This window comes from Pseudomonas gregormendelii, from assembly GCF_017114825.1.
GTDB lineage: Bacteria > Pseudomonadota > Gammaproteobacteria > Pseudomonadales > Pseudomonadaceae > Aquipseudomonas > Aquipseudomonas gregormendelii.
In genome coordinates this window covers 25631-49778 of record NZ_JADEVO010000020.1, presented here as the reverse complement: position 1 = coordinate 49778, position 24148 = coordinate 25631, and the positions used below count along the sequence as shown (strand labels likewise).

General features: G+C 60.5%; 21 protein-coding genes. 16 read left to right on the top strand and 5 right to left on the bottom strand.

Annotation, left to right across the window (positions count from 1 at the left end):
- Positions 1 to 894, top strand: coding sequence for an NAD(P)-dependent oxidoreductase (locus tag IMW75_RS15320; protein WP_269082911.1), 894 nt, complete (start codon positions 1 to 3; stop codon positions 892 to 894).
- Here IMW75_RS15320 and IMW75_RS15315 read toward each other — a convergent pair.
- Positions 785 to 3067, bottom strand: coding sequence for a putative bifunctional diguanylate cyclase/phosphodiesterase (locus tag IMW75_RS15315; protein ID WP_205893102.1), 2283 nt, complete (start codon positions 3065 to 3067; stop codon positions 785 to 787). The two genes, IMW75_RS15320 and IMW75_RS15315, sit on opposite strands and share 110 nt — an antisense overlap.
- A gap of 281 nt (positions 3068 to 3348) precedes the next feature.
- On the opposite strand from IMW75_RS15315, the gene IMW75_RS15310 reads away from it, so the two are divergent.
- A complete protein-coding gene (locus IMW75_RS15310) occupies positions 3349 to 4698 on the top strand; it encodes a spinster family MFS transporter (protein WP_205893101.1) in 1350 nt (449 codons plus the stop codon).
- A 179-nt stretch (positions 4699 to 4877) separates the two neighbouring features.
- Here IMW75_RS15310 and rapA read toward each other — a convergent pair whose 3' ends face one another.
- Positions 4878 to 7724: an RNA polymerase-associated protein RapA gene (rapA, locus tag IMW75_RS15305; RefSeq protein ID WP_205893100.1), complete on the bottom strand. Its 2847-nt coding sequence runs from the start codon at positions 7722 to 7724 to the stop codon at positions 4878 to 4880.
- Between the two features lie 265 nt (positions 7725 to 7989).
- On the opposite strand from rapA, the gene IMW75_RS15300 reads away from it, so the two are divergent.
- The 3 genes from IMW75_RS15300 to ccoM all read left to right on the top strand — a co-directional run bounded on the left by IMW75_RS15300 (position 7990) and on the right by ccoM (position 8850).
- Positions 7990 to 8331, top strand: a complete 342-nt coding sequence (locus IMW75_RS15300; protein ID WP_045061051.1) for a hypothetical protein — start codon at positions 7990 to 7992, stop codon at positions 8329 to 8331.
- Positions 8331 to 8588, top strand: coding sequence for a hypothetical protein (locus IMW75_RS15295; RefSeq protein ID WP_045061050.1), 258 nt, complete (start codon positions 8331 to 8333; stop codon positions 8586 to 8588). The genes IMW75_RS15300 and IMW75_RS15295 overlap by 1 nt, the downstream gene beginning before the upstream one ends.
- A gap of 145 nt (positions 8589 to 8733) precedes the next feature.
- Positions 8734 to 8850, top strand: coding sequence for a cytochrome c oxidase subunit CcoM (ccoM, locus tag IMW75_RS27265; RefSeq protein ID WP_045061049.1), 117 nt, complete (start codon positions 8734 to 8736; stop codon positions 8848 to 8850).
- A 160-nt stretch (positions 8851 to 9010) separates the two neighbouring features.
- Here the strand turns inward: ccoM and IMW75_RS15290 are convergent, their stop codons facing one another.
- A complete protein-coding gene (locus IMW75_RS15290; RefSeq protein ID WP_205893099.1) occupies positions 9011 to 10486 on the bottom strand; it encodes an inorganic phosphate transporter in 1476 nt (491 codons plus the stop codon).
- Between the two features lie 365 nt (positions 10487 to 10851).
- A complete protein-coding gene (locus tag IMW75_RS15285) occupies positions 10852 to 11052 on the bottom strand; it encodes a hypothetical protein (RefSeq protein WP_205893098.1) in 201 nt (66 codons plus the stop codon).
- A 654-nt stretch (positions 11053 to 11706) separates the two neighbouring features.
- Between IMW75_RS15285 and pcaR the strand changes: the two genes are divergently transcribed.
- From pcaR to pcaC, 11 genes are all read left to right on the top strand, one after another.
- The gene (pcaR, locus tag IMW75_RS15280; protein ID WP_045061047.1) at positions 11707 to 12549 is read left to right on the top strand and encodes a pca regulon transcriptional regulator PcaR; all 843 of its coding nucleotides are present in this window, start codon (positions 11707 to 11709) and stop codon (positions 12547 to 12549) included.
- Positions 12550 to 12690: 141 nt separating this feature from the next.
- Entirely contained in the window at positions 12691 to 14037 is a 1347-nt protein-coding gene (pcaK, locus tag IMW75_RS15275) for a 4-hydroxybenzoate transporter PcaK (protein WP_205893097.1), read from the top strand.
- Positions 14038 to 14298: 261 nt separating this feature from the next.
- Positions 14299 to 15156: a CoA transferase subunit A gene (locus IMW75_RS15270; RefSeq protein WP_205893096.1), complete on the top strand. Its 858-nt coding sequence runs from the start codon at positions 14299 to 14301 to the stop codon at positions 15154 to 15156.
- Positions 15156 to 15935, top strand: coding sequence for a CoA-transferase subunit beta (locus IMW75_RS15265; RefSeq protein WP_045061044.1), 780 nt, complete (start codon positions 15156 to 15158; stop codon positions 15933 to 15935). Before IMW75_RS15270 ends, IMW75_RS15265 begins: the two co-directional genes overlap by 1 nt.
- Positions 15932 to 17140: a 3-oxoadipyl-CoA thiolase gene (pcaF, locus tag IMW75_RS15260; protein ID WP_177328580.1), complete on the top strand. Its 1209-nt coding sequence runs from the start codon at positions 15932 to 15934 to the stop codon at positions 17138 to 17140. The genes IMW75_RS15265 and pcaF overlap by 4 nt, the downstream gene beginning before the upstream one ends.
- A gap of 20 nt (positions 17141 to 17160) precedes the next feature.
- Entirely contained in the window at positions 17161 to 17865 is a 705-nt protein-coding gene (pcaH, locus tag IMW75_RS15255) for a protocatechuate 3,4-dioxygenase subunit beta (RefSeq protein ID WP_045061042.1), read from the top strand.
- 1 nt (position 17866) lies between these two features.
- On the top strand, positions 17867 to 18433 hold the full coding sequence (pcaG, locus tag IMW75_RS15250) for a protocatechuate 3,4-dioxygenase subunit alpha (RefSeq protein WP_205893095.1): 567 nt from the start codon (positions 17867 to 17869) through the stop codon (positions 18431 to 18433).
- Between the two features lie 124 nt (positions 18434 to 18557).
- Positions 18558 to 19862: an MFS family transporter gene (locus IMW75_RS15245; protein ID WP_045061040.1), complete on the top strand. Its 1305-nt coding sequence runs from the start codon at positions 18558 to 18560 to the stop codon at positions 19860 to 19862.
- Between the two features lie 45 nt (positions 19863 to 19907).
- The gene (locus IMW75_RS15240; protein ID WP_205893094.1) at positions 19908 to 21272 is read left to right on the top strand and encodes a 3-carboxy-cis,cis-muconate cycloisomerase; all 1365 of its coding nucleotides are present in this window, start codon (positions 19908 to 19910) and stop codon (positions 21270 to 21272) included.
- A gap of 11 nt (positions 21273 to 21283) precedes the next feature.
- Positions 21284 to 22075: a 3-oxoadipate enol-lactonase gene (pcaD, locus tag IMW75_RS15235; RefSeq protein ID WP_205893093.1), complete on the top strand. Its 792-nt coding sequence runs from the start codon at positions 21284 to 21286 to the stop codon at positions 22073 to 22075.
- Positions 22076 to 22086: 11 nt separating this feature from the next.
- Positions 22087 to 22479 (top strand): 4-carboxymuconolactone decarboxylase, encoded by a 393-nt coding sequence (pcaC, locus tag IMW75_RS15230; protein WP_045061037.1) that lies wholly within the window; start codon positions 22087 to 22089, stop codon positions 22477 to 22479.
- 132 nt (positions 22480 to 22611) lie between these two features.
- On the opposite strand, the gene IMW75_RS15225 is transcribed toward pcaC, so the two are convergent.
- Positions 22612 to 23871 carry an OprD family porin gene (locus tag IMW75_RS15225; RefSeq protein ID WP_205893092.1) on the bottom strand — a complete coding sequence of 420 codons (1260 nt, stop codon included), beginning with the start codon at positions 23869 to 23871 and terminating at the stop codon, positions 22612 to 22614.
- Between the last annotated feature and the right edge of the window lie 277 nt (positions 23872 to 24148).

Here is a 24148-nt window from a genome sequence, read left to right as displayed (position 1 = left end):
GTGGCAACTTTACCTTCCCTGGGATTTGCCGGTATCGGCCTGATGGGCTTGCCGATGTGCCAACGATTGATGGCGGCGGGCTTTGCGTTGACTGTGTGGAATCGCAATCCGGACAAGTGCTTGCCGCTGGTCGAGGCCGGGGCGCGACAGGTTTCGACGCCGGCCGAGCTGTGTGCGCACGCGGACGTGGTCATGCTTTGCCTGGCGGATACTGCAGTGGTGCGCGAAGTGGTGTTTGGCGCGGCAGGCATTGCCGAGGGTGCGAGAAACGGCCAGTTGCTGGTGGACTTTTCCAGCCTGGAGCCTGCGGCCACCAGGGAAATGGCCGCTGCGTTGAACGCATCAAGCGGCATGCAATGGCTGGACGCGCCAGTGTCTGGTGGCGTGGTGGGCGCCGAAGCGGGGTCGCTGGCGATCATGGTCGGCGGCGCGGCATCAGACCTCGAACGGGTCAGGACTGCATTGCTGAGCGTCGGTCAGCGGGTGACCCACATGGGGGGCGTCGGTGCGGGGCAGGTGACCAAGGCCTGCAACCAGATGATTGTTGCCTGCAATGCATTGGTCATTGCCGAGGTGGTGGCCTTGGCCGAGCGGTCCGGCGTTAACGCCAGCCTGATTGCCGAAGCGCTGGCAGGGGGGTTCGCCGATTCGAAGCCGTTGCAGATACTTGCGCCGCAAATGGCCGACAACCGTTTCGAACCGGTGAAATGGCACGTTCGCACACTGCTCAAGGATCTCGACACGGCAGTGAAATTATCCCGCGAGCAGGGGGCAGCGACACCCCTCAGCGCACTGGCCGCGCAATTGATGCGGTTGCACGGGAGTAAGGGCTTCCTGGAAAAGGATCCGTCGACGTTAGTGCAGATGTACCGCGAACCTGGCCCGAGGGAATGACCGGGCTCGAATACTGGCGCTGGTTGATTTCGTTAAGGACGGGGCGCAGTTCGGCCAGCGGAACCGGGCGACTGAGCAAGTAGCCCTGGACGAAATCACAGCCGTAGCGCTCCAGGAATTCGTATTGCTCCAGCGTTTCGACGCCCTCGGTGACAACCTGCAAGTGCAGGGTATGGGCCATGATAATGATCGCCTGGACGATTTCCATGTCCTGGGTCGACTCGGGAATCTCCTGGATAAATGACCGATCGATCTTCAAGGTGTTGAGCGGCAGGCGTTTGAGATAGGCGAGGGAGGAATACCCGGTGCCGAAGTCGTCGATCGACAGGGATACCCCCAGCGCACGAATCTGGCGCAGCAACACCAGCGTGTTGGCGATGTTGCCCATCAGCGCATTTTCCGTGACTTCCAATTCCAGCCGTTGCGGGGCTACACCGGCGACCCGCAACGCCTGTTCGATTTCATCGGCGAGTTCCTCGCGCGCCAGGTTCAGGGGTGAACAGTTCACCGCAATCCTGAGTGCTTCGCAGCCCTGGCGGGACAATTCACTCAAGTCTTCGCAGGCTTTGCGCAGCACCCAGTTGTCCAGTTCCGCAATCAGGCCGTTGGCTTCGGCGATGGCGATAAACCGCTCTGGCGAGAGCAGGCCATGCACCGGATGCTGCCAGCGCACCAGGGCTTCGAGCTTGCTCACCAGCCCGGTCTTGAGGTCGAAGATCGGTTGGTAATACAGCATCAGTCCGATGTTCTCGCGCAGGGCATGACGCAATTCTTCTTCCAGTTGCAATTCCAGCGTTGCACGGGTCTTCAGGTTCGCGCTGAAAAAATTCAGGCCGTTGCGGCCATTGCCCTTGGACTGGTAGAGCGCCAGGTCGGCGTTTTTCAACAGTTCTTCGCAGGTGCTGCCATCTTCGGGAAACAAGCTGATGCCAATGCTGGTGGTCATCACCATGCGCCGTCCCGCCAGCTCGATGGGTTCCTTCATTTTCATCATGATGCGCTGGGCCATTTGCCGGGCTTCTTCACGGTCATGCAACCCAATGAGAATGCAGAACTCATCACCGCCGAAGCGTGCCACCACATCTTCATGGCTGCGTACCGACCCCTTGATGTGACTGGCCAGGACCTTGAGCAATTCGTCGCCGGCGTCATGGCCGAGGCTGTCGTTGATACGCTTGAAGTGGTCGATGTCCAGGAACACTACCGCGAGCATGCCGCCTTCCTTGGTCTTTTCGCTGAGCTTCTCGGCGAACAGTTGGTTGAACCCGCGGCGGTTGACCAGGTTGGTCAGCGCGTCGTAATGCGCCACCTGCTGCAACGACATCCGTGCCTGGTCGAGTTGGCTGAGCAAGGCGTTGACACGTTGCAGGTCGTGCTCCTTGTGCTGCAGCTTTTTGTCGGCCAAGGCCGCGCTGATACTGCTGCCGATGATCAGCAGCGTCATGACGGCCACGGTGAGTCCCAGTTGCAGGTGATCGTTTTCGCCAGGCGGCGTCAGGACACTGCCTGCAGGCAGCACTAGATTGAACGCGGCCATGCCGGTGAAGTGCATGCTGAAGAGACCGGCGCCAAGCACCAGGCTGGCGGTGTATTTCTTCAGTTGATGGGGCAGGCCCATGCCGCCGCGCAACTGCCGGGCGATCAGCAGGGCGGCAAGGCCGGCCAGCATGGCGATTAGCACAGACAGTGTGAACAGCGTCGGCTCGAAGTAAGCGGCGGCTTCGGAGCGCATGGCACCCATGCCGACGTAATGCATGGCGGCGATACCCAGGCCAATGCACACCGAGGCTTTTACGTAACGCCACAGGGTTTGTTGCGCCTGGCTGAGGGTGAGCATCACCAGCCATGAGGCGAGCAGGGCAATCAGCAGGGAGGCGAGGGTAATGGGCAGGGCGTAATGGATCTCGACAGGCGCTTGAAACGCTAGCATGCCAATGAAGTGCATGGCCCAGATTCCACCTGCCAGGCAGGCGGTTCCTGTCAGGCGCCACAGGCGCTGGGATTGCGCCTTCTGTGCATGATCCACCCGTTCGGCCATGTCCAGCATGGCAAAGCTGCCAACGCACGCAACCACGTATGCCAGCAGCACCAGAAAAGGATTGTGGGTGCAACTCAGGATTACCTGTCCACTGTCTGGTAGGCCGGTAATGAAAGGCAAACCAAGCCATTCCATAGCATTTCCCGTTTGTCGTCATCCTGGCTGCCGCCACTGCTGCAGGCGGGTTGCCTTGGAGTATAGAGCGCACGGCGGAAGCGCAAGCCGTGGTGGCAGTTTGGCGTCAATCGATTTGGAATGAGTATTAGAGCGTTTGGCAATAACCAAATCGCGCCGGCAGTTGGCTCTTCATGGCCGCCTATCAGCTTAACGAATAATTACAGACAGCTTGTGCGGGCGTGACTAGATTGCATGTTCCGGGGGCAGTTAAGCCCCATAACAATAAAAGAGACGGAAGCATGCAGAACTCGACCCAAGCGGCGAATGCGTGGCGCATTCTGTTCCTGTTGTTCCTGGCCAACCTGTTCAACTTTTTCGACCGCACCATCCCGGCCATCATCATCGAGCCCATCCGCATGGAATGGCACTTGAGTGATTTTCAGCTGGGGATCATCGGTACGGCATTTACCATCGTCTATGCAATCGCCGGCCTGCCCCTTGGGCGAATGGCCGATACCGGTTCACGGGCCAAGTTGATGGGGTGGGGGCTGGCGGCCTGGAGCGGGCTGACAGCGGTCAATGGCCTGGTCGGCAGTTTCTGGACGTTTTTGCTCGTGCGCATGGGTGTTGGTATTGGCGAAGCCAGTTATGCACCGGCAGCCAATTCGTTGATCGGCGACCTGTTCCCAGCGCACCGGCGTGCCCGGGCCATGGGTATCTTCATGCTGGGCCTGCCACTGGGTCTGTTGCTGGCTTTCTTCACCATCGGCTGGATGGTCAAGACATTCGACAGCTGGCGTGCGCCGTTTTTCATTGCCGCAGTGCCGGGCCTGCTTCTGGCGGTGTTCATGTTTTTCATCAAGGAACCCAAGCGTGGTGCCGCGGAAAGTGTGCAGGTGTCCCAGGAGCGCGTCGAGCGGCCAATCCGTCGGGTATTGGCCGTGCCGACCTTCCTGTGGCTGGTGATGGCGGGGTTGTGCTTCAACTTCGCGACTTATGCCTGTAACTCATTCCTGGTGCCGATGCTGCAACGCTACTTCCTGATGCCACTGCATGACGCTGCGGTGGCGACCGGGGTGATTGTCGGTGTCACCGGGTTGTTCGGCCTGACCCTGGGCGGGTTGGTCGCTGACAAGATCCACCAGCGGGTCGCCAATGGGCGGCTGCTGTTTGCAGCCTTCAGCCTGATTGTCTCGACCGTATGCACTGCCTGGGCCCTGCACGCCGGGCGAATCGAGATCGGACTCTTTGTCGGGGTATTCAGCCTGGGCTGGCTGTTTGCCTACAACTTCTACACCTGCGTCTACACCGCGATCCAGGACGTGGTCGAGCCGCGCTTGCGAGCAACGGCGATGGCGCTGTTTTTTGCCGGCTTGTACCTGCTGGGCGGCGGATTGGGGCCGGTGGTGGTAGGTGGGCTGTCCGATCACTTCGCCCACACGGCGATGCTGGCGGCTGGCGCCGGGCAGATGACCGAAGCGTTCAAGGCGGTAGGCCTGCACGATGCGATGTACCTGATACCGGTGGCACTGTTCTTCACCATGGTGTTTCTGTTCATGGCTTCGCGGTGTTTTGTGCGGGATGCGAAGCGGATGAAGGATGGGCTGGTGGCTGTGGTTGAGCCAGGGGGTTGTGCGGCGACTGCGTAATCGCCTGCGTCGGAACGCCGCCCCGACCAAGCCCTCCCACAGCGGATCTGTGGCGTTCAAAAATCCACTGTGGGCGCGGGCTTGCCCGCGAAGAGGCCATCAGCAACACCACAACAAACAGGAATAAAAAAGGCCCGCATCGCTGCGGGCCTTTTCCGTTTGCCGATGGGGCAGGGGACTTACCCCGCCACCAGCACCCGAATCGCTTCCAGTCGCAACGCAGCCTTGTCGAGCATGGCCAGGCCTTGCTCGCGTTGTTTGCGCAGTGCTACCAGTTCGCTGTCGCGTACCGTCGGGTTGACCGCTTGCAGGGCGGTCAGGCGTGCCAGTTCTTCGTCCGTGTCGGCGGCCAGGCGGCGCTGGGCTTCGGCGACGCGCTCGGCATGGCGCGGGAAGATCTTTTCTTCACCGGCGTTGATCCGTGGCGTCAGCTGGTCACGCTGGGCCTGGATGAACTTGTTGGCGCTGGCCCGAGGAACGCTTTCGAGCTGGTCGTTGAGGGTTTCGAACGCTACGCGAGCCGACAAGTCGTTGCCGTTGGCATCGAGCAGGCAGCGCAGGGCGGCTGGCGGCAGGTAGCGCCCCAGCTGCAGTGAGCGCGGCGCCACCACTTCGCTGACGTAGAGCAGTTCCAGCAACACGGTGCCAGGTTTGAGCGCCTTGTTCTTGATCAGCGCCACGGCGGTATTGCCCATCGAGCCGGACAGCACCAGATCCATGCCACCCTGGACCATCGGGTGTTCCCAGGTGATGAATTGCATGTCTTCGCGAGACAGCGCCTGGTTGCGGTCGTAGGTGATGGTAACGCCTTCGTCGTCGCCCAGCGGGAAGCTGGCGTCGAGCATTTTTTCACTCGGCTTGAGGATCAGCGCGTTTTCCGAGTGGTCCTCGCTGTCGATGCCGAAGGCGTCGAACAGGGTTTCCATGTAGATGGGCAGGGCGAACTGATCGTCTTGCTCAAGAATGTCCTCGACCAGTGCATCACCTTCGCCGGCACCGCCGGATTTGAGCTCCAGCAAGCGGTCGCGGCCGGTATGCAGCTCGGCTTCCAGGCGCTCGCGCTCGGCGCGGGCTTCGTCGATTAACGCTTGCCACTCGCCGTCGTCGGCATTTTCCAGCAACGGCAGCAGGCGCGAGCCGAACTGATGCTGCAGCGCGTTGCCGGTCGGGCAGGTGTTGAGGAACGCGTTCAGGGCCTCGTGGTACCACTGGAACAGACGCTCCTGCGGACTGGTTTCCAGGTAGGGCACGTGCAGCTCGATAATGTGCTTCTGGCCGATCCGGTCGAGACGACCGATGCGTTGCTCCAGCAGGTCCGGGTGCGCAGGCAGGTCGAACAGCACCAGGTGATGCGAGAACTGGAAGTTGCGACCTTCACTGCCGATTTCCGAGCAGATCAGGACTTGGGCACCAAATTCCTCGTCGGCGAAATAGGCGGCGGCGCGGTCACGCTCAAGGATGTTCATGCCTTCGTGGAACACCGTCGCCGGGATGCCGGAACGCACGCGCAGGGCGTCTTCCAGGTCCATCGCGGTTTCGGCATGGGCGCAAATCACCAGAACCTTGGTGCGCTTGAGCATCTTCAGTTGATCGATCAGCCACTCGACACGTGGGTCGAACTTCCACCAGCGCTCTTCTTCATTGGCATCCGGCTGGGCCTGGAAGCTCACTTCCGGGTACAGCTCGGCGTGATCGCCCAGGGGCAGCTCGAGGTATTCGTCCGGGCACGGTAGCGGATACGGGTGCAGTTTGCGTTCCGGGAACCCCTGCACGGCGGCGCGGGTGTTACGGAACAGCACGCGTCCGGTGCCATGGCGATCCAGCAGTTCGCGAACCAGGCGCGCACTGGCTTCGGTGTCGCCATCGTTGACCGCAGCCAGCAGCGCTTCGCCTTCATTACCGAGGAAACCGTGGATGGTCTTGTGCGCTTCAGGCGACAGACGCCCCTGGTCCAGCAGCTCCTGAACGGCTTCGGCCACCGGGCGGTAGTTTTCGCTCTCGGCGCGGAAGGCGTGCAGGTCATGGAAACGGTTCGGATCGAGCAGGCGCAGGCGTGCGAAGTGGCTGTCCTGGCCGAGTTGTTCCGGGGTGGCGGTCAGCAACAGGACGCCGGGAATGACTTCGGCCAGTTGCTCGACCAGGGAATACTCAGGGCTGGCCTTTTCTTCGTGCCAGACCAGATGGTGTGCTTCATCGACCACCAGCAGGTCCCAGCCGGCAGCAAACAGCGCGTCCTGGGCTTTTTCGTCGTCCACCAGCCACTCAAGCGCAACCAATGCCAGCTGGGTGTCTTCGAACGGGTTGGTCGCATCGCTTTCGATAAAGCGTTCTTCGTCGAACAGCGCGACCTGCAGGTTGAAACGGCGGCGCATCTCTACCAGCCACTGGTGCTGCAGGTTTTCCGGAACCAGGATCAGCACACGGCTGGCGCGGCCCGAGAGCAATTGGCGATGGATCACCAGGCCGGCTTCGATGGTTTTACCCAGGCCTACTTCGTCCGCCAGCAGAACCCGAGGGGCGATGCGGTCAGCGACTTCGCGGGCAATGTGCAGCTGGTGGGCGATCGGTTGCGCCCGAACGCCGCCCAGGCCCCACAAAGAGGACTGCAGCTGGCGGCTGGTGTGTTCCAGCGTGTGGTAGCGCAGGGAGAACCAGGCCAGCGGGTCGATCTGGCCGGCGAACAGACGGTCGCTGGCCAGGCGGAACTGAATGAAGTTCGACAGCTGGGTTTCCGGCAGGGTGACGGTTTCGTTCTGCGCGTTGAGGCCGTGGTAGACCAGCAGGCCGTCGACATCGTCGACTTCCTGTACGGTCAGTTTCCAGCCTTCGAAGTGAGTGATCGAGTCACCCGGAGAAAACCTCACGCGGGTGAGGGGCGCATTCCGTAGCGCGTACTGGCGGGTATCGCCAGTGGCCGGATAGAGCACGGTCAACAAGCGGCCGTCCTGTGCCAGAACGGTGCCCAAACCCAGCTCGGCTTCGCTGTCACTAATCCAGCGTTGCCCCGGTTGATACTGCTGCGCCATGCTGCCTGACTCCCACCTTGAAAAAGCGGGCTATCTTAACGGAATGAGGGCTCCAGGCCAAAGGATAACGCGCGCAGGCGCTGCCGCAAGCGGCGATCTTTTTGATCCTGGTGGAACGTCTGGGTCAGACGTTGTCCGATAAATGACAGTCCAATCCCCCAAGCCCGCCGCCACCGCGCAAGTGCCAACCGGGTCACAGTTTGCGTGAGCTGGCTCAAGTCGCGGTCCCCGCAGCCGACAGCCTGCTGACAGGAGAACAAAAATCATGCTGCCACCGATGCTCCCATTGAGTGCCGTGCCGATCACTTCACAGCAGGACCCGGTTCGCCAGCGCCCGGACATCGCGCCCGTGACCCCGGTACAGCAGACCTCCAGCGACAGCACGATCGACCTGCAGCAGCGCGACCCCGAGGAAGCAGCATTTCAGCTGCGCGAAGAACAGCGCCGTCAGCAGCAGCGAGAAAAGCGTCGGCGAGAAGCCGATGGCCAATCTGATCAGCATTTGCCGATTCCCGGCTATGAGTTGAACGCGGACAACACGGTGCCAGTGGCGCCGTTGATCGAAGACGAGCCGAGGCAGGGTTTGTGGGTCGATATCGAGATCTGATGCCAGCACTGGTCAGCGCCGTCGTCAGGCTCCATTATTGGCGGGAACATGCGTGCAAGCGCAGCACCTTTAAACGATGCGATGTATTAAAAAACATGAGCCAGGACGACAAACTGATCGATCTCAACACTGAACGCGCCAAGCGGGTTCATGACCTCAACGAGAAGCGCCTCAATGAAGTGCGCCAGGCATTCGAGCAGGCCATGCCTTTGGGAAAACCCAAGAAGAAGCCGAAGAACAAACCGAAAAAGCGTTAAGCCCCCCCCTGCATTGTTTGATGCAGGTCAGTTTTGCCTCTCCTTTACGCCCAGTCTCGGGCGACATTGATCCCGGTCAATTTTCTCTCCTGCCCGATTGGTTAACTTAGCCCTATCGCAACAGGGCAAGTGCTGGAGGCCAGTCATGTTTTTCGACAACGTGGTGATCGCCGGAGTGCTGACAGTCGGCCTCATGGTTCTGTTTTTTGCAGGGTTTGGATTTTTCATCTGGCAAGACTCGCACAAACGGAAAAAACCGTAGGTCTTTCTGGAAACAATGAGCACGCAAGGCATTTTGGGCAACTTCGGTTGCCCTTTTTTTTGCCCGCGAAAAGGCCGGGGCTTCCCAAGATTGGCGGTTGTTTGCAGGCATAAAAAAGGCGCGAACCTCACGGGACGCGCCTTTTTTGTGCCGCTGACTATCAGCTACCCAGCGCCTTCGACGCCAGCCAGAACAGGCCGGCCGACAAGCCTACCGTTGCCGGCAGGGTCAACACCCAGGCCAGCAGGATGGTTTTCACGGTGCCGCCTTGCAGGCCACTTTTGTTTGCGACCATTGTACCGGCCACGCCCGAGGACAGTACGTGAGTGGTGGAAACCGGCAGGCTAAAGATGTTTGCCATGCCGATCAGGCTCGCGGTGGTGATCTGCGCCGACATGCCCTGGGAATAGGTCATGCCCTGCTTGCCGATTTTCTCGCCGATGGTCAGTACCACGCGCTTCCAGCCAACCATGGTGCCCAGGCCCAGCGCTAGGGCGACCGCCAGGATGACCCAGAACGGGGCGTATTCGGTGGTGGTGGTCAAGTCCTTGCGCAGCTTGTCCAGGTCGGCCTTTTCACGTGCGGCCAAGCCAGGCAATTTGCTGACTTTCTTCGCCGTGTCATCCAGGCAGAGCAGGTAGCGACGCACTTCGATGCGACTGTCCGACGGCAGCGAGTGGTAGTCGGAAACACCTTTCAAAGTGCCGAGCAGGGCGGTGATGGTCGGTTCGGTCTGTTGCGGGTTGCACCGGAATTTCTCCGGCAGATCGCCTTCCACGCTCTTGCCCAGGGCCAGGAACTCGCCCAGGGTATCGGCATTGCGCTTGTAGAACTGGCTCAAGTGCAGGGTCGCGTCGCGAGTCCGTTCGATCTGGTATGTAGTGCTGCCCAGGTCAAGTACGAACTGCGCCGGGACGATACCGATCAGCACCAGCATGATCAGGCCGATACCTTTCTGGCCGTCGTTGGAACCGTGCACGAAACTCACGGCCATGGCCGAAATAACCAGGACCAGGCGGTTCCAGAAAGGCGGGTGTTTCTTGTCGTCGATCTTGCGGCGCTGTTCCGGCGTCTTGTGCATCTTCGACAGCGGGCGCCACCATTTCAGGCCGATCAGGATCAGCGCGGCGATCAGGAAACCAGCCATTGGCGAAAAGACGAGGGAGGCGGCGATATCGATCGCTTTCTGCCAGTTCACACCGTCTGCCAGCGGAATGTCGTTGATCAGGGCGTTGGCCAGGCCGACACCGAGAATCGAACCGATCAGCGTGTGGGAGCTGGAGGCCGGGATACCGAAGTACCAGGTGCCCAGGTTCCAGGTGATGGCCGCGGCAAGCAGCGAGAACACCATGGCCAGCCCGTGACCGGTGTTCACATTGATCAGCAGTTCTACCGGCAGCAGGTGGACGATGGCATACGCCACGCCGACACCGCCCAGCAGCACGCCGAGAAAGTTGAACACACCGGAAAAGAACACCGCCAGATGGGGCGGCATGGCTTTGGTGTAAATAACGGTGGCCACCGCGTTAGCGGTGTCATGAAAGCCGTTGATGAACTCGAAGGCGAGGACAAAGGCCAGGGCGAGCAAGAGGCTCACGAGCACCCAAGCATCCAGTCCGCTGAATAAATCGATCATGAAGGTTTTCTGACCCGGTCGTAAGGGGGCGCGATTATGCCAGAAAAGGATGGAAATCGATGCACTAGCTGCTCATCGGTAACATTCTTCAACGATTTAGTTTGCGCTTGGCGGTGCCTCGCCGGGTTTTGCAGGTCGTTGAATCTTAAGGTAAAGGCTGCACACACAGGGGTTTCTCCGAGCAACTGGAAAAATATGAACACCCGTAGGAAATTTCTGTAATAAGGGTCAGAAATGAACCTGTCACCTCATCCGGTGGACAAGGTAGCCGCTGCCCGCTCGTAGCGGGCGCGAAGGCATCATCGACTCAAGCCGCTTTTAGCAGGCCCGCATCCAGACCCCTGGAAAGATCAAAGCCCGGCGATTCATGGCTCTTCGGTTTTGAGTTCCTTTTCCATTTTTTGCAGTTCCTGGCTGAACGCCTGATCCTGAACGGTGGCGCGTTTACGCCAGGGTTTACGTTCCGGTTCGGGCTGTGCGGCGTAGGTGGTGACTTCCCCGCCGTAAACTTCCTTGTAACGTTGTTCCTGGCGCTCAAGTTCCGCGCGCAGTTCGTCTTTCGTCACAGTGCTACCTGTATGAGTTGAGATTGATTCTGGTGAAACGCACTGCACAGCGGTATCGAGTGCAGTCGGCGTCAACCCGGGAGGTTTTCGTTGGCGAGAGCATTCAATACAGGTTACAGGCGGCCACGGCACCAGAGATAAACAGCTGACGTAGCATCAGTCTCCAGTTTCAGCGAGCGCGTTGGCGTTGAATCCAGTGATCAGCGGCAGGCGCTTGCTGCTGGGGGCGACAATGGAACATTGCGCCACCCAATGGTGGACTCGGCAGGTGAGTAGCCGAGTCGCCATTGAATTGTATTATAGCGGCCGTTTCGTAGAACACTATCTCTAAACCGTTAAAACAAGATATTGCGCGAAGTTTGTTTAATGCGACATAAGTTTTACCCTGAACTAGGCCGTTCAGCGTATGTATTTTGTGACGCTGTCTTTCTGACGCCATTGTGGCCGGCAAGTTCGCAGCCAATTGCCCACCCTTAGTTGTACGAGAGTTCCGTTCCAGGAAAACTTCCGGCGCTCGTCAGCTGTGTGGCCGACAGTGGGTTTGCGATAATCGGTTGATGGTTCGATAATCGCCCGATGTTGACCGGTGTCTCTTGTGCACCGTACCGGAGCCGCTTGTAATGGCTCCCGAATCGTGTGGGAAAAGGACCTGATATGAACGACCAACTGCGCAACTCCTTCGCTTCAGTGGCGCCGCCGATAGTCGCGTCTCCCGCCAAACGGATCCAGGCGCTGACCGGCGACCCGGATTTCATGACGTCGCTGGCCCGCGGCCTGGCGGTGGTGCAGGCCTTCCAGGAGCGCAAGCGCCACCTGACCATTGCCCAAATCAGCCACCGCACGGAAATACCTCGCGCTGCAGTGCGACGTTGCCTGCACACGCTGATCAAGCTCGGCTACGCCACCACGGACGGGCGCACCTATTCACTGCTGCCCAAAGTCCTGACGCTCGGCCATGCCTACCTGTCATCCACGCCGCTGGCGGTCTCCGCCCAGCCATACCTGGACCGCATGAGCGAGCAACTGCACGAGGCCTGTAACATGGCCACGCTGGAGGGCGATGACATTTTGTACATCGCGCGCTCGGCGACCACCCAACGGCTGATCTCGGTCGACCTCTCGGTGGGCGGGCGGCTTCCCGCCTATTGCACCTCTATGGGCAGAATCCTGTTGGCCGCGCTGGACGACACTTCGCTGCGCGAGTACCTCGATCACGCCGAGTTACAGGCCAAGACCAGCCGTACCCTGCACACCCCCGAAGCCTTGCTCGAATGTTTGCAAGAGGTACGGCAACAGGGCTGGTGCATCGTCGACCAGGAACTCGAACAAGGCCTGCGCTCGATCGCCGTTCCCGTGTATGACGCCTCCGGGCAGGTGGTGGCGGCATTAAACGTCAGCACCCACGCTGGCCGGGTCAGTCGCAACGAACTCGAACAGCGATTCCTGCCTGGGCTGCTCAGTGCCAGCCGCGACCTCAGCAGTCAGCTCTTTGCCTAGCGCACAGCTGCGAAGTGTTCGATAAACGCACAGACTCGCGTTTATCGAATTGACGCTGTTTCCCCAGGATCATTAATGTCGCCGCAGCGCCAGCACTAGGCTGGCACCTGTTCGACTGCGTTCTTGCGTGGAATAAAAATAATGAACCAGCCCCAGTCTGTTGTAGGTAACTGCCTCGACGTGCAGTCCTTCATCAATGCCCAACCCATTTCGCGCTACCAGTGGCGAGTGGTGATCCTGTGTTTCCTGATTGTCTTTCTCGATGGCCTTGACACGGCGGCCATGGGTTTCATCGCGCCGGCCCTGTCCCAGGACTGGGGGATCGATCGGGCCAGCCTCGGCCCGGTAATGAGTGCTGCCCTGATCGGCATGGTGTTTGGCGCATTGGGCTCCGGCCCGCTGGCTGACCGCTTCGGACGCAAAGTGGTGCTGGTCGGTGCGGTGGTGCTGTTCGGCGCATTCAGCCTCGCGTCGGCCTACAGCACCAACGTCGACCAACTGCTGGTATTGCGGTTTCTCACGGGCCTGGGCCTGGGGGCCGGGATGCCGAACGCGACCACACTGCTGTCGGAATACACCCCGGAGCGCAAAAAATCTTTGCTGGTGACCAGCATGTTCTGCGGTTTTAACCTGGGCATGGCGGGCGGCGGGTTCATCTCGGCCAAGCTGATCCCCATGTTCGGCTGGCACAGCCTGTTGTTTATTGGCGGGGTCCTTCCGCTGATCCTCGCCGTTGTCCTGTTGTTCTGGTTACCGGAATCGGCGCGTTACCTGGTGGTACGCAATCGCGGCACCGATAAAGTGCGCAAGACCCTCGCGCCCATCGACCCGGTCGTTGTCGCCCAGGCTGCAAGCTTCAGTGTGCCGGAACAGAAAACCGTCAAAGCCCGCAACGTGTTTGCGGTGATCTTCAACGGCACCTACAGCACCGGCACGTTGCTGTTGTGGCTCACCTATTTCATGGGGCTGGTGATTGTCTACCTGCTGACCAGCTGGTTACCGACCTTGATGCGCGATAGCGGCGCCAGCATGGAACAAGCGGCCTTCATCGGCGCGTTGTTTCAGTTCGGCGGGGTATTGAGCGCCGTAGGAGTGGGCTGGGCGATGGATCGCTTCAATCCGCACAAGGTCATCGGCATTTTCTACCTGCTGGCGGGGGTGTTTGCCTACGCGGTAGGGCAGAGCCTGGGCAACATCACGTTGTTGGCGACGTTGGTGCTGGTGGCCGGGATGTGCGTTAACGGCGCGCAATCGGCCATGCCGTCGCTGGCGGCGCGGTTTTATCCGACACAGGGGCGGGCGACGGGCGTCTCGTGGATGCTGGGCATTGGCCGCTTCGGCGCGATTCTCGGCGCATGGATGGGCGCGACGTTGCTGGGCCTGGGCTGGAACTTCGAGCAGGTGCTGACGGCGTTGGTGATACCGGCGGCACTGGCGACGGCGGCGGTGGTGATCAAGGGCATGGTCAGTCATGCGGATGCGACCTGAACCCGGTTGCGGCCCGCTAAAGATCGCAGCCTGCGGCAGCTCCTACGTGTGCGCGAAGTCCGGTAGGAGGTGCCGAAGGCTGAGATTTTTCGCGGGTCACGTAGAACGATAGCCCAACAACAATCTGTTCGATAAACGAACACTCAGTCGATTATCGGATTGTTTGGCCCATTGCGCAGGCTTACTCTTCAGTTACTCCGGCGCCGCGCATCGCGCCCTTTTCATCCACTGTCGGTTCATTACAAAACGGGAGCCTGCCCCATGGCTGAAATCCTTTCGCTGCACGAAGCAGTGAAGCAATTCGTAAACGACGGCGATACCGTCGCGCTCGAAGGCTTCACTCACCTGATCCCTACGGCGGCGGGTCACGAAATCATTCGCCAGGGCAAGAAAGACCTGACGCTGGTACGGATGACACCTGACCTGATCTACGACCAGTTGATCGGAGCCGGATGCGCGCGCAAGCTGATTTTCTCCTGGGGCGGCAACCCTGGTGTTGGCTCGCTGCACCGTTTGCGTGACGCGGTCGAGAAGCACTGGCCACACCCGCTGGAAATCGAAGAACACAGCCATGCCGACCTGGCCAACGCCTACGTTGCCGGCGCCTCCGGGCTGCCTTTCGCAGTACTGCGCGCCTACGCCGGCTCCGACTTGCCCAAGGTCAATCCGCTGATCAAGACGGTCACTTGCCCCTTCACTGGCGAAGTATTGGCCGCGGTGCCTTCGGTACGCCCGGACATCACCGTGATTCATGCACAGAAAGCCGATCGCAAGGGCAACGTATTGCTCTGGGGTATTCTTGGGGTGCAGAAAGAAGCGGCGCTGGCAGCCAAGCGTTGCATCGTCACCGTTGAAGAAATCGTCGACGACCTGAACGCGCCGATGAACTCCTGCGTGCTGCCCACCTGGGCGCTCAGCGCGGTCTGCCACGTACCGGGCGGTGCGCATCCGTCCTACGCCCATGGGTACAACGAGCGGGACAACCGCTTTTACCAGGCCTGGGATCCGATCGCCCGTGACCGTGAGACTTTCACCGCATGGATCAACGAATACATCCAAGGTAGCGCTGACTTCAGCGAGTTCCAGGCCAAGCTGGCCGCTGCTTCGGAGGCCAAGTAATGACTTACACCACCAATGAAATGATGACCGTCGCTGCCGCCCGCCGCTTGAAGAACGGTTCGGTGTGTTTCGTCGGCATTGGCCTGCCTTCCAAAGCCGCCAACCTGGCACGCCTGACATCGTCGCCTGATGTCGTGCTGATCTACGAATCCGGCCCGATCGGTGCCAAGCCTAGTGTGCTGCCGCTGTCGATTGGTGACGGTGAACTGGCGGAAACTGCTGACACTGTCGTGCCCACCGGTGAGATCTTTCGCTACTGGCTGCAGGGCGGGCGCATCGACGTCGGCTTCCTCGGCGCCGCGCAGGTCGATCGCTTCGGCAACATCAATACCACCGTGGTCGGCGACTACCATTCACCCAAGGTCCGTCTGCCGGGTGCCGGCGGTGCTCCGGAAATTGCCGGCTCGGCCAAGAGCGTATTGATTATCCTCAAACAGTCGTCACGCTCGTTCGTCGACAAGCTGGACTTCATCACCTCGGTGGGTCATGGCGAGGGCGGCGATTCGCGTAAACGCCTGGGCCTGCCGGGTGCCGGTCCTGTAGGCATCATTACCGACCTGTGCATCATGGAACCTGAAGAGGGCACTCACGAATTTGTGGTGACCGCATTGCACCCAGGCGTGACCCGCGAGCAAGTGGTGGCGGCCACCGGCTGGGCCATTCGCTTCGCCGAAACCGTCGAGCACACCGCCGAGCCTACTGAAGTCGAACTCAAGGCGCTCAGGGATCTGGAAGCCCGCACCGCAGCCGCCCATGGCCAAGCCCCCGGAGAAGCCTGATGCGTGACGTTTTTATCTGCGACGCGATTCGCACCCCTATCGGCCGCTTCGGTGGCGGACTGTCGGCGGTCCGCGCCGATGACTTGGCCGCCGTGCCGATCAAGGCTTTGATGGAGCGCAATCCATCAGTCGACTGGAACGCAGTGGACGAGGTATTCCTCGGCTGTGCCAACCAGGCCGGCGAAGACAACCGCAACGTCGCACGCATGGCCTTGCTGTTGGCCGGGCTGCCGGAGTCCATTCCGGGCGTTACGCTCAACCGCCTCTGCGCTTCGGGCATGGACGCCATCGGCACCGCGTTTCGGGCGATTGCCAGTGGTGAAATGGAACTGGCCATCGCCGGCGGGGTGGAGTCGATGTCCCGGGCACCGTTCGTGATGGGCAAGGCCGATGCCGCGTTTTCTCGCAGCATGAAGCTGGAAGACACCACTATCGGCTGGCGTTTCATCAACCCGTTGATGAAAGCCCAGTACGGTGTGGATGCAATGCCGCAGACTGCTGACAACGTCGCCGACGATTATGAAGTCTCGCGCGAAGATCAGGACGCGTTCGCACTGCGCAGCCAGCAACGGACCGCCGCTGCCCAGGCAGCCGGCTATTTCGCAGAAGAAATCATCGAAGTGCGCATTGCCCACAAAAAGGGTGAAACAGTGGTCAGCCAGGACGAGCATCCTCGCGGCGACACTACCCTGGAAACCCTGGCCAGGCTCAAACCGGTTAACGGTGCGGACAAAACGGTTACTGCCGGCAACGCTTCAGGCGTAAATGACGGCGCAGCGGCATTGATCCTGGCATCGGCCGACGCTGTAAGGAAACACGGCCTGACGGCTCGTGCGAAAGTGCTGGGGATGTCGAGTGCCGGTGTTGCACCTCGGGTCATGGGCATCGGCCCGGTGCCGGCGGTGCGCAAGTTGACCGAACGCCTGGGCCTGGCCGTCAGCGACTTCGACGTGATCGAACTCAACGAAGCATTTGCCAGCCAGGGCCTCGCCGTCCTGCGCGAGCTGGGGTTGGCGGACGACGCACCTCAGGTCAACCCGAACGGCGGCGCCATTGCCCTGGGCCATCCGTTAGGCATGAGCGGTGCGCGCCTGGTACTCACGGCCTTGCATCAACTGGAAAAAACCGGCGGCAGCAAGGGCCTGGCGACCATGTGTGTCGGCGTCGGCCAAGGCCTGGCCCTGGCGATTGAACGCGTCAGTTAACAAGAACAGAGGAAAGCGTAATGACTGACAAGCCTGGTTACCGCCGCCCGCAGGAGGGCACTCAACCGGCCTACCTGCACCCGGCCTATCAATCCACCAACCTGCGCGCGCCGTCGCAGCCGTTGGTGTTTTTGCCGCACTCGTTGTCGGAGATCACCGGTCCGACCATCGGTGCCGAGCGTATCCAAGCCCAGGACAACGACCTGACCGCGCAACATTCGGGCGAACCCCAGGGTGAGCGCATCATTGTCCATGGTCGCGTGCTGGACGAAGACGGCCTGCCGGTGCCGGGTATCCTGGTGGAAATCTGGCAGGCCAACGCCGCCGGGCGCTACAACCATGCGCGTGACCTGCACGACGCGCCGCTGGACCCGAACTTCACCGGCACCGGTCGCACCGTGACCGATGCTGAAGGCTGGTACCAGTTCCAGACCATCAAGCCGGGTGCTTATCCGTGGGGCAACCACCACAATGCCTGGCGCCCTGCGCATATCCATTTCTCGCTGTTCGGGCCAAGCATCCTGACGCGTCTGGTCACCCAGATGTACTTCCCGGGCGACCCGCTGCTGGCGTATGACCCGATCTACAACTGCGTACCGGATACCAGCGCCAAAGAGCGCTTGATCGCCAGTTTCGATCTGGAGAAAACCATCCCTTCCTATGCCCTCGGTTACCGCTGGGACATCGTTTTGCGCGGCCGCGAAGCCACGCCGATGGAGAAATAAGATGACGCTCAACGCGACCACATCCCACACCGTCGGACCCTATTACCACATCGGCCTGACCTGGCTGAACCGCGAAGACCTGACCGTCGAACAGACCTTGGGCCAGCGCGTCGCCATCAGCGGGCAGGTGGTGGACGGCAACGGAGACTTCGTCAACGACGCCATGCTGGAAATCTGGCAGGCCAATGCCGCTGGCAAATACGATCACCCGGAAGATGACCAGGCCAAGGCGCTGGACCCGAACTTCGAAGGGTTTGGCCGGATACCGGTGGATGCGCAGGGGCGCTTCCGCTTTACCACGATCAAGCCAGGTACCGTGCAAGGCCTGAAAGGCACAACCCAGGCGCCGCATCTGGTGGTGCTGGTGTTCGCCCGCGGGCTGGTGAAGCATCTGCTGACACGGATTTACTTCGATGGCGAGCCGGCGAACGTCGATGATTCGCTGCTGGAGTGCGTACCTGCGGAGCGCCGCAGCACCTTGCTGGCGAAGCAGGACGCGGCCGGCGTGTACCAGTGGAATGTGATTTTGCAGGGCACTGAGGCGGAGACGGTGTTCTTCGATTATTGAGAACCCCGCAAATGTTAATCCCGTGCGGGTTCCCCACACGGGATTGCTTTGCCTGATGCATCTGCGGAACGGGACTGTTGCAAAGTATGTCTAGACTGTCACTGTCCCCAAAGAGTGAAAAACAATGACAACCCCCACCGCTACTCCAGCGCACTACACCGGCGAAGAGCGTAAAAAACGAATCTTCGCAATTGTTGGCGCCTCCTCGGGCAACCTCGTTGAATGGTTCGACTTCTACGTTTACGCCTTCTGCGCCATCTACTTCGCCCCGGCGTTTTTCCCGTCCGACAACCCGACCGTGCAACTGGTCAACACGGCGGGCGTGTTCGCTGCCGGGTTCCTGATGCGGCCCATCGGCGGCTGGATCTTCGGTCGCGTCGCGGACAAGCACGGGCGCAAGAATTCGATGCTGATATCGATTCTGATGATGTGCTTCGGCTCCTTGCTCATTGCCTGCCTGCCGACCTACAAGGACATTGGCGTCTGGGCGCCGATCATGCTGCTGTTCGCCCGTTTGCTGCAGGGCCTGTCGGTTGGCGGCGAATACGGCACCACCGCTACCTACATGAGTGAAGTCGCTCTCAAGGGCCAGCGCGGATTCTTCGCCTCGTTCCAGTACGTGACGCTGATTGGCGGCCAGTTGCTCGCGGTGTCGCTGGTTGTGGTGCTGCAGCAATTTCTCACCGAGGATGACCTGCGTGCCTACGGCTGGCGGATCCCGTTCGTGGTCGGTGCGGTGGCGGCGCTGATTTCGCTGTTCCTGCGCCGTTCGTTGAAGGAAACCAGCAGCAAGGAAATGCGCGAGAACAAGGACGCCGGCAGTATCCGTGCGCTGTTCCGAGATCATAAAGCTGCGTTTATCACCGTGCTGGGCTACACCGCCGGTGGTTCGCTGATTTTCTACACGTTTACCACGTACATGCAGAAATACCTGGTGAATACCGCCGGCATGCACGCCAAGACGGCCAGCTACATCATGACCGGCGCGCTGTTCCTGTACATGTGCATGCAGCCGCTGTTCGGCATGCTCGCGGACAAGATCGGCCGGCGCAACTCGATGCTCTGGTTCGGCGCCCTCGGGACCCTGTGCACCGTGCCGATCCTGCTCAGCCTGAAAAGTGTCAGCAGTCCTTTCCTGGCGTTTGTGCTGATTACCGTGGCACTGGCGATCGTGAGTTTCTACACCTCCATCAGTGGCTTGGTTAAAGCCGAGATGTTCCCGCCGGAAGTACGCGCATTGGGCGTGGGCCTGGCGTATGCGGTGGCAAATGCAATTTTCGGCGGGTCGGCCGAGTATGTGGCGCTGAGCCTCAAGGCCGTGGGCATGGAAAACTCCTTCTACTGGTACGTGACGGTGATGATGGCGGTGGCGTTCCTGTTCAGCCTGCGCCTGCCGAAACAGGCGAAATACTTGCACCACGACCTTTGATATTTACCCGTGGGCCTGAACGGCCCACGCTTGCAGGGATAGTTTATGAACGAGCGACCGGGCAATCAGTTGTTCGATGCCTATTTCACTGCCCGCGACATGCGCGAAGTGTTCTGCGATCAGGGGCGCGTCCAGGCGATGCTCGACTTCGAGTCGGCGCTGGCTCGGGCCGAGGCAACAGTCGGCCTGATCCCGCAGACTGCTGTGGCGCCGATCCAGGCGGCTTGCCGGGCCGGACTCTACGACTTTGCAGCGCTCGGCGAGGCCATTGCCACAGCGGGCAATTCGGCCATCCCGCTGGTTAAAGCCCTGGGCAAACAGATCGCGGCGACCGATGCCGACGCCGAACGTTATGTGCATCTTGGCGCAACCAGCCAGGACGTGATGGACACCGGCCTGGTGCTGCAACTGCGCCGGGCGCTGGAGCTGATCGAAAGTGACCTGGCACAGCTGGGTGCAATCCTCTCGACTCAGGCCGAACGCTATGTTGCCACGCCGTTGGCTGGCCGGACCTGGCTGCAACATGCCACGCCCGTCACTCTGGGCATGAAGATCTCCGGTTGGCTGGGGGCGGTGACCCGCAGCCGTCAACGCCTGCAAGAACTCAAGCCGCGCCTGCTGGTGCTGCAATTTGGTGGCGCCTCCGGAACCCTGGCTGCTCTCGGCGACCAAGCGCTGCCGATTGCCCAGGCGCTGGCCAAGGAACTGCAACTGGGCTTGCCGGATCAACCCTGGCACACCCAGCGAGATCGCCTGGTGGAGTTCGGTTCCGTACTGGGGTTGATCGCCGGCAGCCTGGGCAAGTTGGGGCGCGATGTCAGTCTGCTGATGCAGACTGAAGCAGGGGAGGTTTTCGAGCCCTCGGCACCAGGTAAAGGCGGCTCCTCGACCATGCCGCACAAGCGCAATCCGGTGGGCGCCGCAGTGCTCATCGGTGCGGCCACGCGGGTGCCCGGCCTGATCTCGACCCTGTTCAGTGCAATGCCGCAAGAGCACGAGCGCAGCCTGGGCTTGTGGCATGCCGAATGGGAAACCCTGCCAGAGATTTGTTGCCTGGTGTCCGGCAGCCTGAAGCAGGCGCTGCTGATGGCGGCCGGCCTGGAAGTAGACGCCGAACGCATGACCCGCAACCTCGACCTGACCCAGGGGCTGGTGCTCGCCGAAGCCGTGAGCATTGTCCTTGCCCAGCGGGTGGGGCGTGATACCGCGCACCATGTGCTGGAGCAATGCTGCAAACGTGCTGTCGCCCAGCAACGGCACCTGCGCGCAGTCCTTGGCGAAGAGCCGCAAGTCACTGCCCAGCTGTCTGGGGCTGAACTGGATCATCTGTTGAACCCTGCCCACTACCTCGGTCAGGCCCGAACCTGGGTCGAGCGAGCGGTGGCTGAACATTCTGGATTAACTGCCTGAAGGAGATTGCTGTGGCTTTTGTACAACTCGCCGAGGGCGAACTGCATTACCAACTCGACGGACCGCAGGATGCGCCGGTGCTGGTGCTCTCCAACTCGCTGGGCACCGACCTGCATATGTGGGACGCGCAGATGGCCGCGTTCACCGAGCACTTCCGGGTACTGCGGTTCGATACCCGAGGTCACGGGAAATCCCTGGTGACGCCGGGCCCGTACAGCATTGAGCAACTGGGGCACGACGTCCTGGCGCTGCTCGATGCCCTGAACATCGAGCGCGCGCATTTTTGTGGCCTGTCGATGGGCGGTTTGATCGGCCAGTGGTTGGGGATCAATGCCGGTGATCGCCTGCTCAAGCTGGTGGTGTGCAACACCGCAGCGAAAATCGGTGATCCGTCGGTGTGGAACCCGCGCATTGAAACCGTCCTGCGTGATGGTGCAGCGGCCATGGTCGCCCTGCGGGATGCGTCGATTGCGCGCTGGTTCACCCCGGACTTCGCCTCGGCCAATCCTGCTGTCGCCAGCCGCATTACCGACATGCTCGCAGCCACTTCGCCTGAAGGTTATGCCGCCAATTGCGCTGCGGTGCGTGATGCCGATTTCCGTGATCAACTGGGCTCGATCAAGGTGCCGCTGCTGGTCATTGCAGGCTCTGGAGATGCGGTCACGCCGCCAGCGGGTAGTCACTTCATTCAGGAGCACGTGGCCGGCGCCGAATACGCCGAGTTCCATGCCGCCCACCTGTCCAACGTCCAGGCCGGCGCAGCATTCAGCGAGCGCGTCGTGGCGTTCCTGTCAGCTCGATAAGGGGGAGTTTCGTGGACGAACAACAACGTTACGATGAGGGGCTGAAAGTTCGCCGTGCGGTTCTCGGCGACGCCCATGTCGATCGCAGCCTGAACGCCCTGACCGAGTTCAACTCGGAGTTCCAGGAAATGATCACGCGCCATGCCTGGGGCGACATCTGGACCCGCCCAGGCCTGCCACGTCATACCCGCAGCCTGATCACCATCGCGATGCTGATCGGCATGAATCGCAATGAAGAACTCAAATTGCACCTTCGCGCAGCCGCCAATAACGGGGTGAGCCGTGGCGAGATCAAGGAAGTGATCATGCAGAGCGCGATCTACTGCGGTATCCCGGCTGCCAATGCGACTTTCCACCTGGCCGAGTCAGTGTGGGACGAACTGGGCGTTGAGTCCCGGGAGTGATTTATGATTTTTGTTGCCTGAACTGAGGCCATCGCGGGCAAGCCCGCTCCCAAAGGTTTTGTGTCATTCCCCAAACATTCGCAAGACATAAACCTGTGGGAGCGGGCTTGCCCGCGATAACGCTGGTGAGGCTTACAACAGACTGATCGGGTAGCTGATGATCAACCGGTTCTCATCGAACTCGTTATTGCTGTAGTCCCGGCGCATGGTCGAATTGCGCCATCTGACGTTCAAGTCCTTCAGCGCACCGCTCTGCACGGTGTAGCCCAGTTCGCTTTCGCGACCCCATTCCTTGCCATCAGTGATCGTGCCGGTATGGACGTTGCTGCCACTGATGTAGCGGTTCATCAAGGTCAACCCGGGAATGCCGACAGCGACGAAGTTGTAGTCGTGGCGCAGTTGCCAGGATTTCTCCCGGGCATTGTCGTAGCTCGAGTTGTAACTGTCGTTGGCCAGCGTACCGCCGCTGGTACCGTTGACCCGCATCCAGGCGCTGTCGCCGGTGAGTTGCTGCAGGCCCAGATAGAAAGTATGGCCGCCATACTTCGCCGAGAACAGGCCGGACCAGGTCTTGTTGTCCAGCTCGCCGGCGCGAGCGCTACCGTCGTCCTTGCCGTAGAAAAAGCCCAGGTTGGCGCCCAGTGTCCAGTCGCCCAAGGGCTGGCTATGGATCACATTGATGAACTGCTGGCTGTAGATGTCCTTCAACTCGGCGTTCCACAGCGCAAGCTGGGTGCGTTTATCGTTGAACACATATTCGCCGCCCTGGAAGTTGAATCTGTCCGAGGTGAAAGACGGCTTCCCGGTCATCGACATGTCGCTCATGCTGCTGTCGTCGCGCGGACTATTGGCGCGGAACTGCCCACCGTACAGCGTCAGCCCAGCCCACTCCCTGGAAGTGATCTGGCCGCCCCTGAAGGTTTGCGGCAGGGATCGGCCGTCGTCCGAACGCAGGACCGGCAGCACGGGCATCCATTCGCCGACTTTGACTTCGGTTTGCGACAGCTTCGCCTTGAACGCCACGTTGGTGCGACCGAAGTTATCGGCCGGACGGCCGTCCTGATCCAGAGGTAAAAGCTGAGTCCCGCCGGTGCCCTTGCCGCCATCGAGCTTCACCGAGTACAGCCCCAGCACATCCATGCCTAGCCCGACGGTGCCTTGGGTGAACCCGGATTTCGCATCCAGGATAAAACTCTGCGTCCACTCTTCAGCCTTGCCCTGGGTCTTGGTCGGGTTGGTAAAGTTACGGTTGATGTAGAAATTGCGCAGGTTCAGATTGACCTTGGCGCCCTCGACGAAACCCGACTCCTCGGCGGCCGCGGTGCCAGCTGCGGCGGCCAGGGCAAAGGCGATCAGGCTGGGATATAAGTAGTGCGCAGTGGGAGGCGTCATGGGTAGGGGTCTCTCTATTTATTGGGGATGCAACGGGTGATGCCGCAACCTGAGGCTGCAGTTGAAGATGCGTATCGTGGAAGTAGAGAAACGGATTCAGCCGGACAGGGCAGGGCGCTGAGACATGGTCGAACCTGGAGGTTATTGGTTTTGTGGAGCGAATGGTGCGCGGAATGTACTAGATAGTTCAATCTGTAGCTGAGGGTTTTGGGCGATTATCGAACTATAAAAGATCAACAGATCGCAGCCTTCGGCAGCTCCTACAGGTGTGCGCGAA

Bases quoted from the DNA above. Each gene is read 5' to 3' on its own strand.
- IMW75_RS15315 (WP_205893102.1), bottom strand. From the start codon at position 3,067: ATGGAATGGCTTGGTTTGCCTTTCATTACCGGCCTACCAGACAGTGGA.
- pcaH (WP_045061042.1), top strand. From the start codon at position 17,161: ATGACTGACAAGCCTGGTTACCGCCGCCCGCAGGAGGGCACTCAACCG.
- IMW75_RS15265 (WP_045061044.1), top strand. From the start codon at position 15,156: ATGACTTACACCACCAATGAAATGATGACCGTCGCTGCCGCCCGCCGC.
- IMW75_RS15245 (WP_045061040.1), top strand. From the start codon at position 18,558: ATGACAACCCCCACCGCTACTCCAGCGCACTACACCGGCGAAGAGCGT.
- IMW75_RS15300 (WP_045061051.1), top strand. From the start codon at position 7,990: ATGCTGCCACCGATGCTCCCATTGAGTGCCGTGCCGATCACTTCACAG.
- IMW75_RS15225 (WP_205893092.1), bottom strand. From the start codon at position 23,871: ATGACGCCTCCCACTGCGCACTACTTATATCCCAGCCTGATCGCCTTT.
- rapA (WP_205893100.1), bottom strand. From the start codon at position 7,724: ATGGCGCAGCAGTATCAACCGGGGCAACGCTGGATTAGTGACAGCGAA.
- IMW75_RS15295 (WP_045061050.1), top strand. From the start codon at position 8,331: ATGCCAGCACTGGTCAGCGCCGTCGTCAGGCTCCATTATTGGCGGGAA.
- pcaG (WP_205893095.1), top strand. From the start codon at position 17,867: ATGACGCTCAACGCGACCACATCCCACACCGTCGGACCCTATTACCAC.
- ccoM (WP_045061049.1), top strand. From the start codon at position 8,734: ATGTTTTTCGACAACGTGGTGATCGCCGGAGTGCTGACAGTCGGCCTC.
- IMW75_RS15240 (WP_205893094.1), top strand. From the start codon at position 19,908: ATGAACGAGCGACCGGGCAATCAGTTGTTCGATGCCTATTTCACTGCC.
- IMW75_RS15310 (WP_205893101.1), top strand. From the start codon at position 3,349: ATGCAGAACTCGACCCAAGCGGCGAATGCGTGGCGCATTCTGTTCCTG.
- pcaK (WP_205893097.1), top strand. From the start codon at position 12,691: ATGAACCAGCCCCAGTCTGTTGTAGGTAACTGCCTCGACGTGCAGTCC.
- IMW75_RS15270 (WP_205893096.1), top strand. From the start codon at position 14,299: ATGGCTGAAATCCTTTCGCTGCACGAAGCAGTGAAGCAATTCGTAAAC.
- IMW75_RS15290 (WP_205893099.1), bottom strand. From the start codon at position 10,486: ATGATCGATTTATTCAGCGGACTGGATGCTTGGGTGCTCGTGAGCCTC.
- pcaR (WP_045061047.1), top strand. From the start codon at position 11,707: ATGAACGACCAACTGCGCAACTCCTTCGCTTCAGTGGCGCCGCCGATA.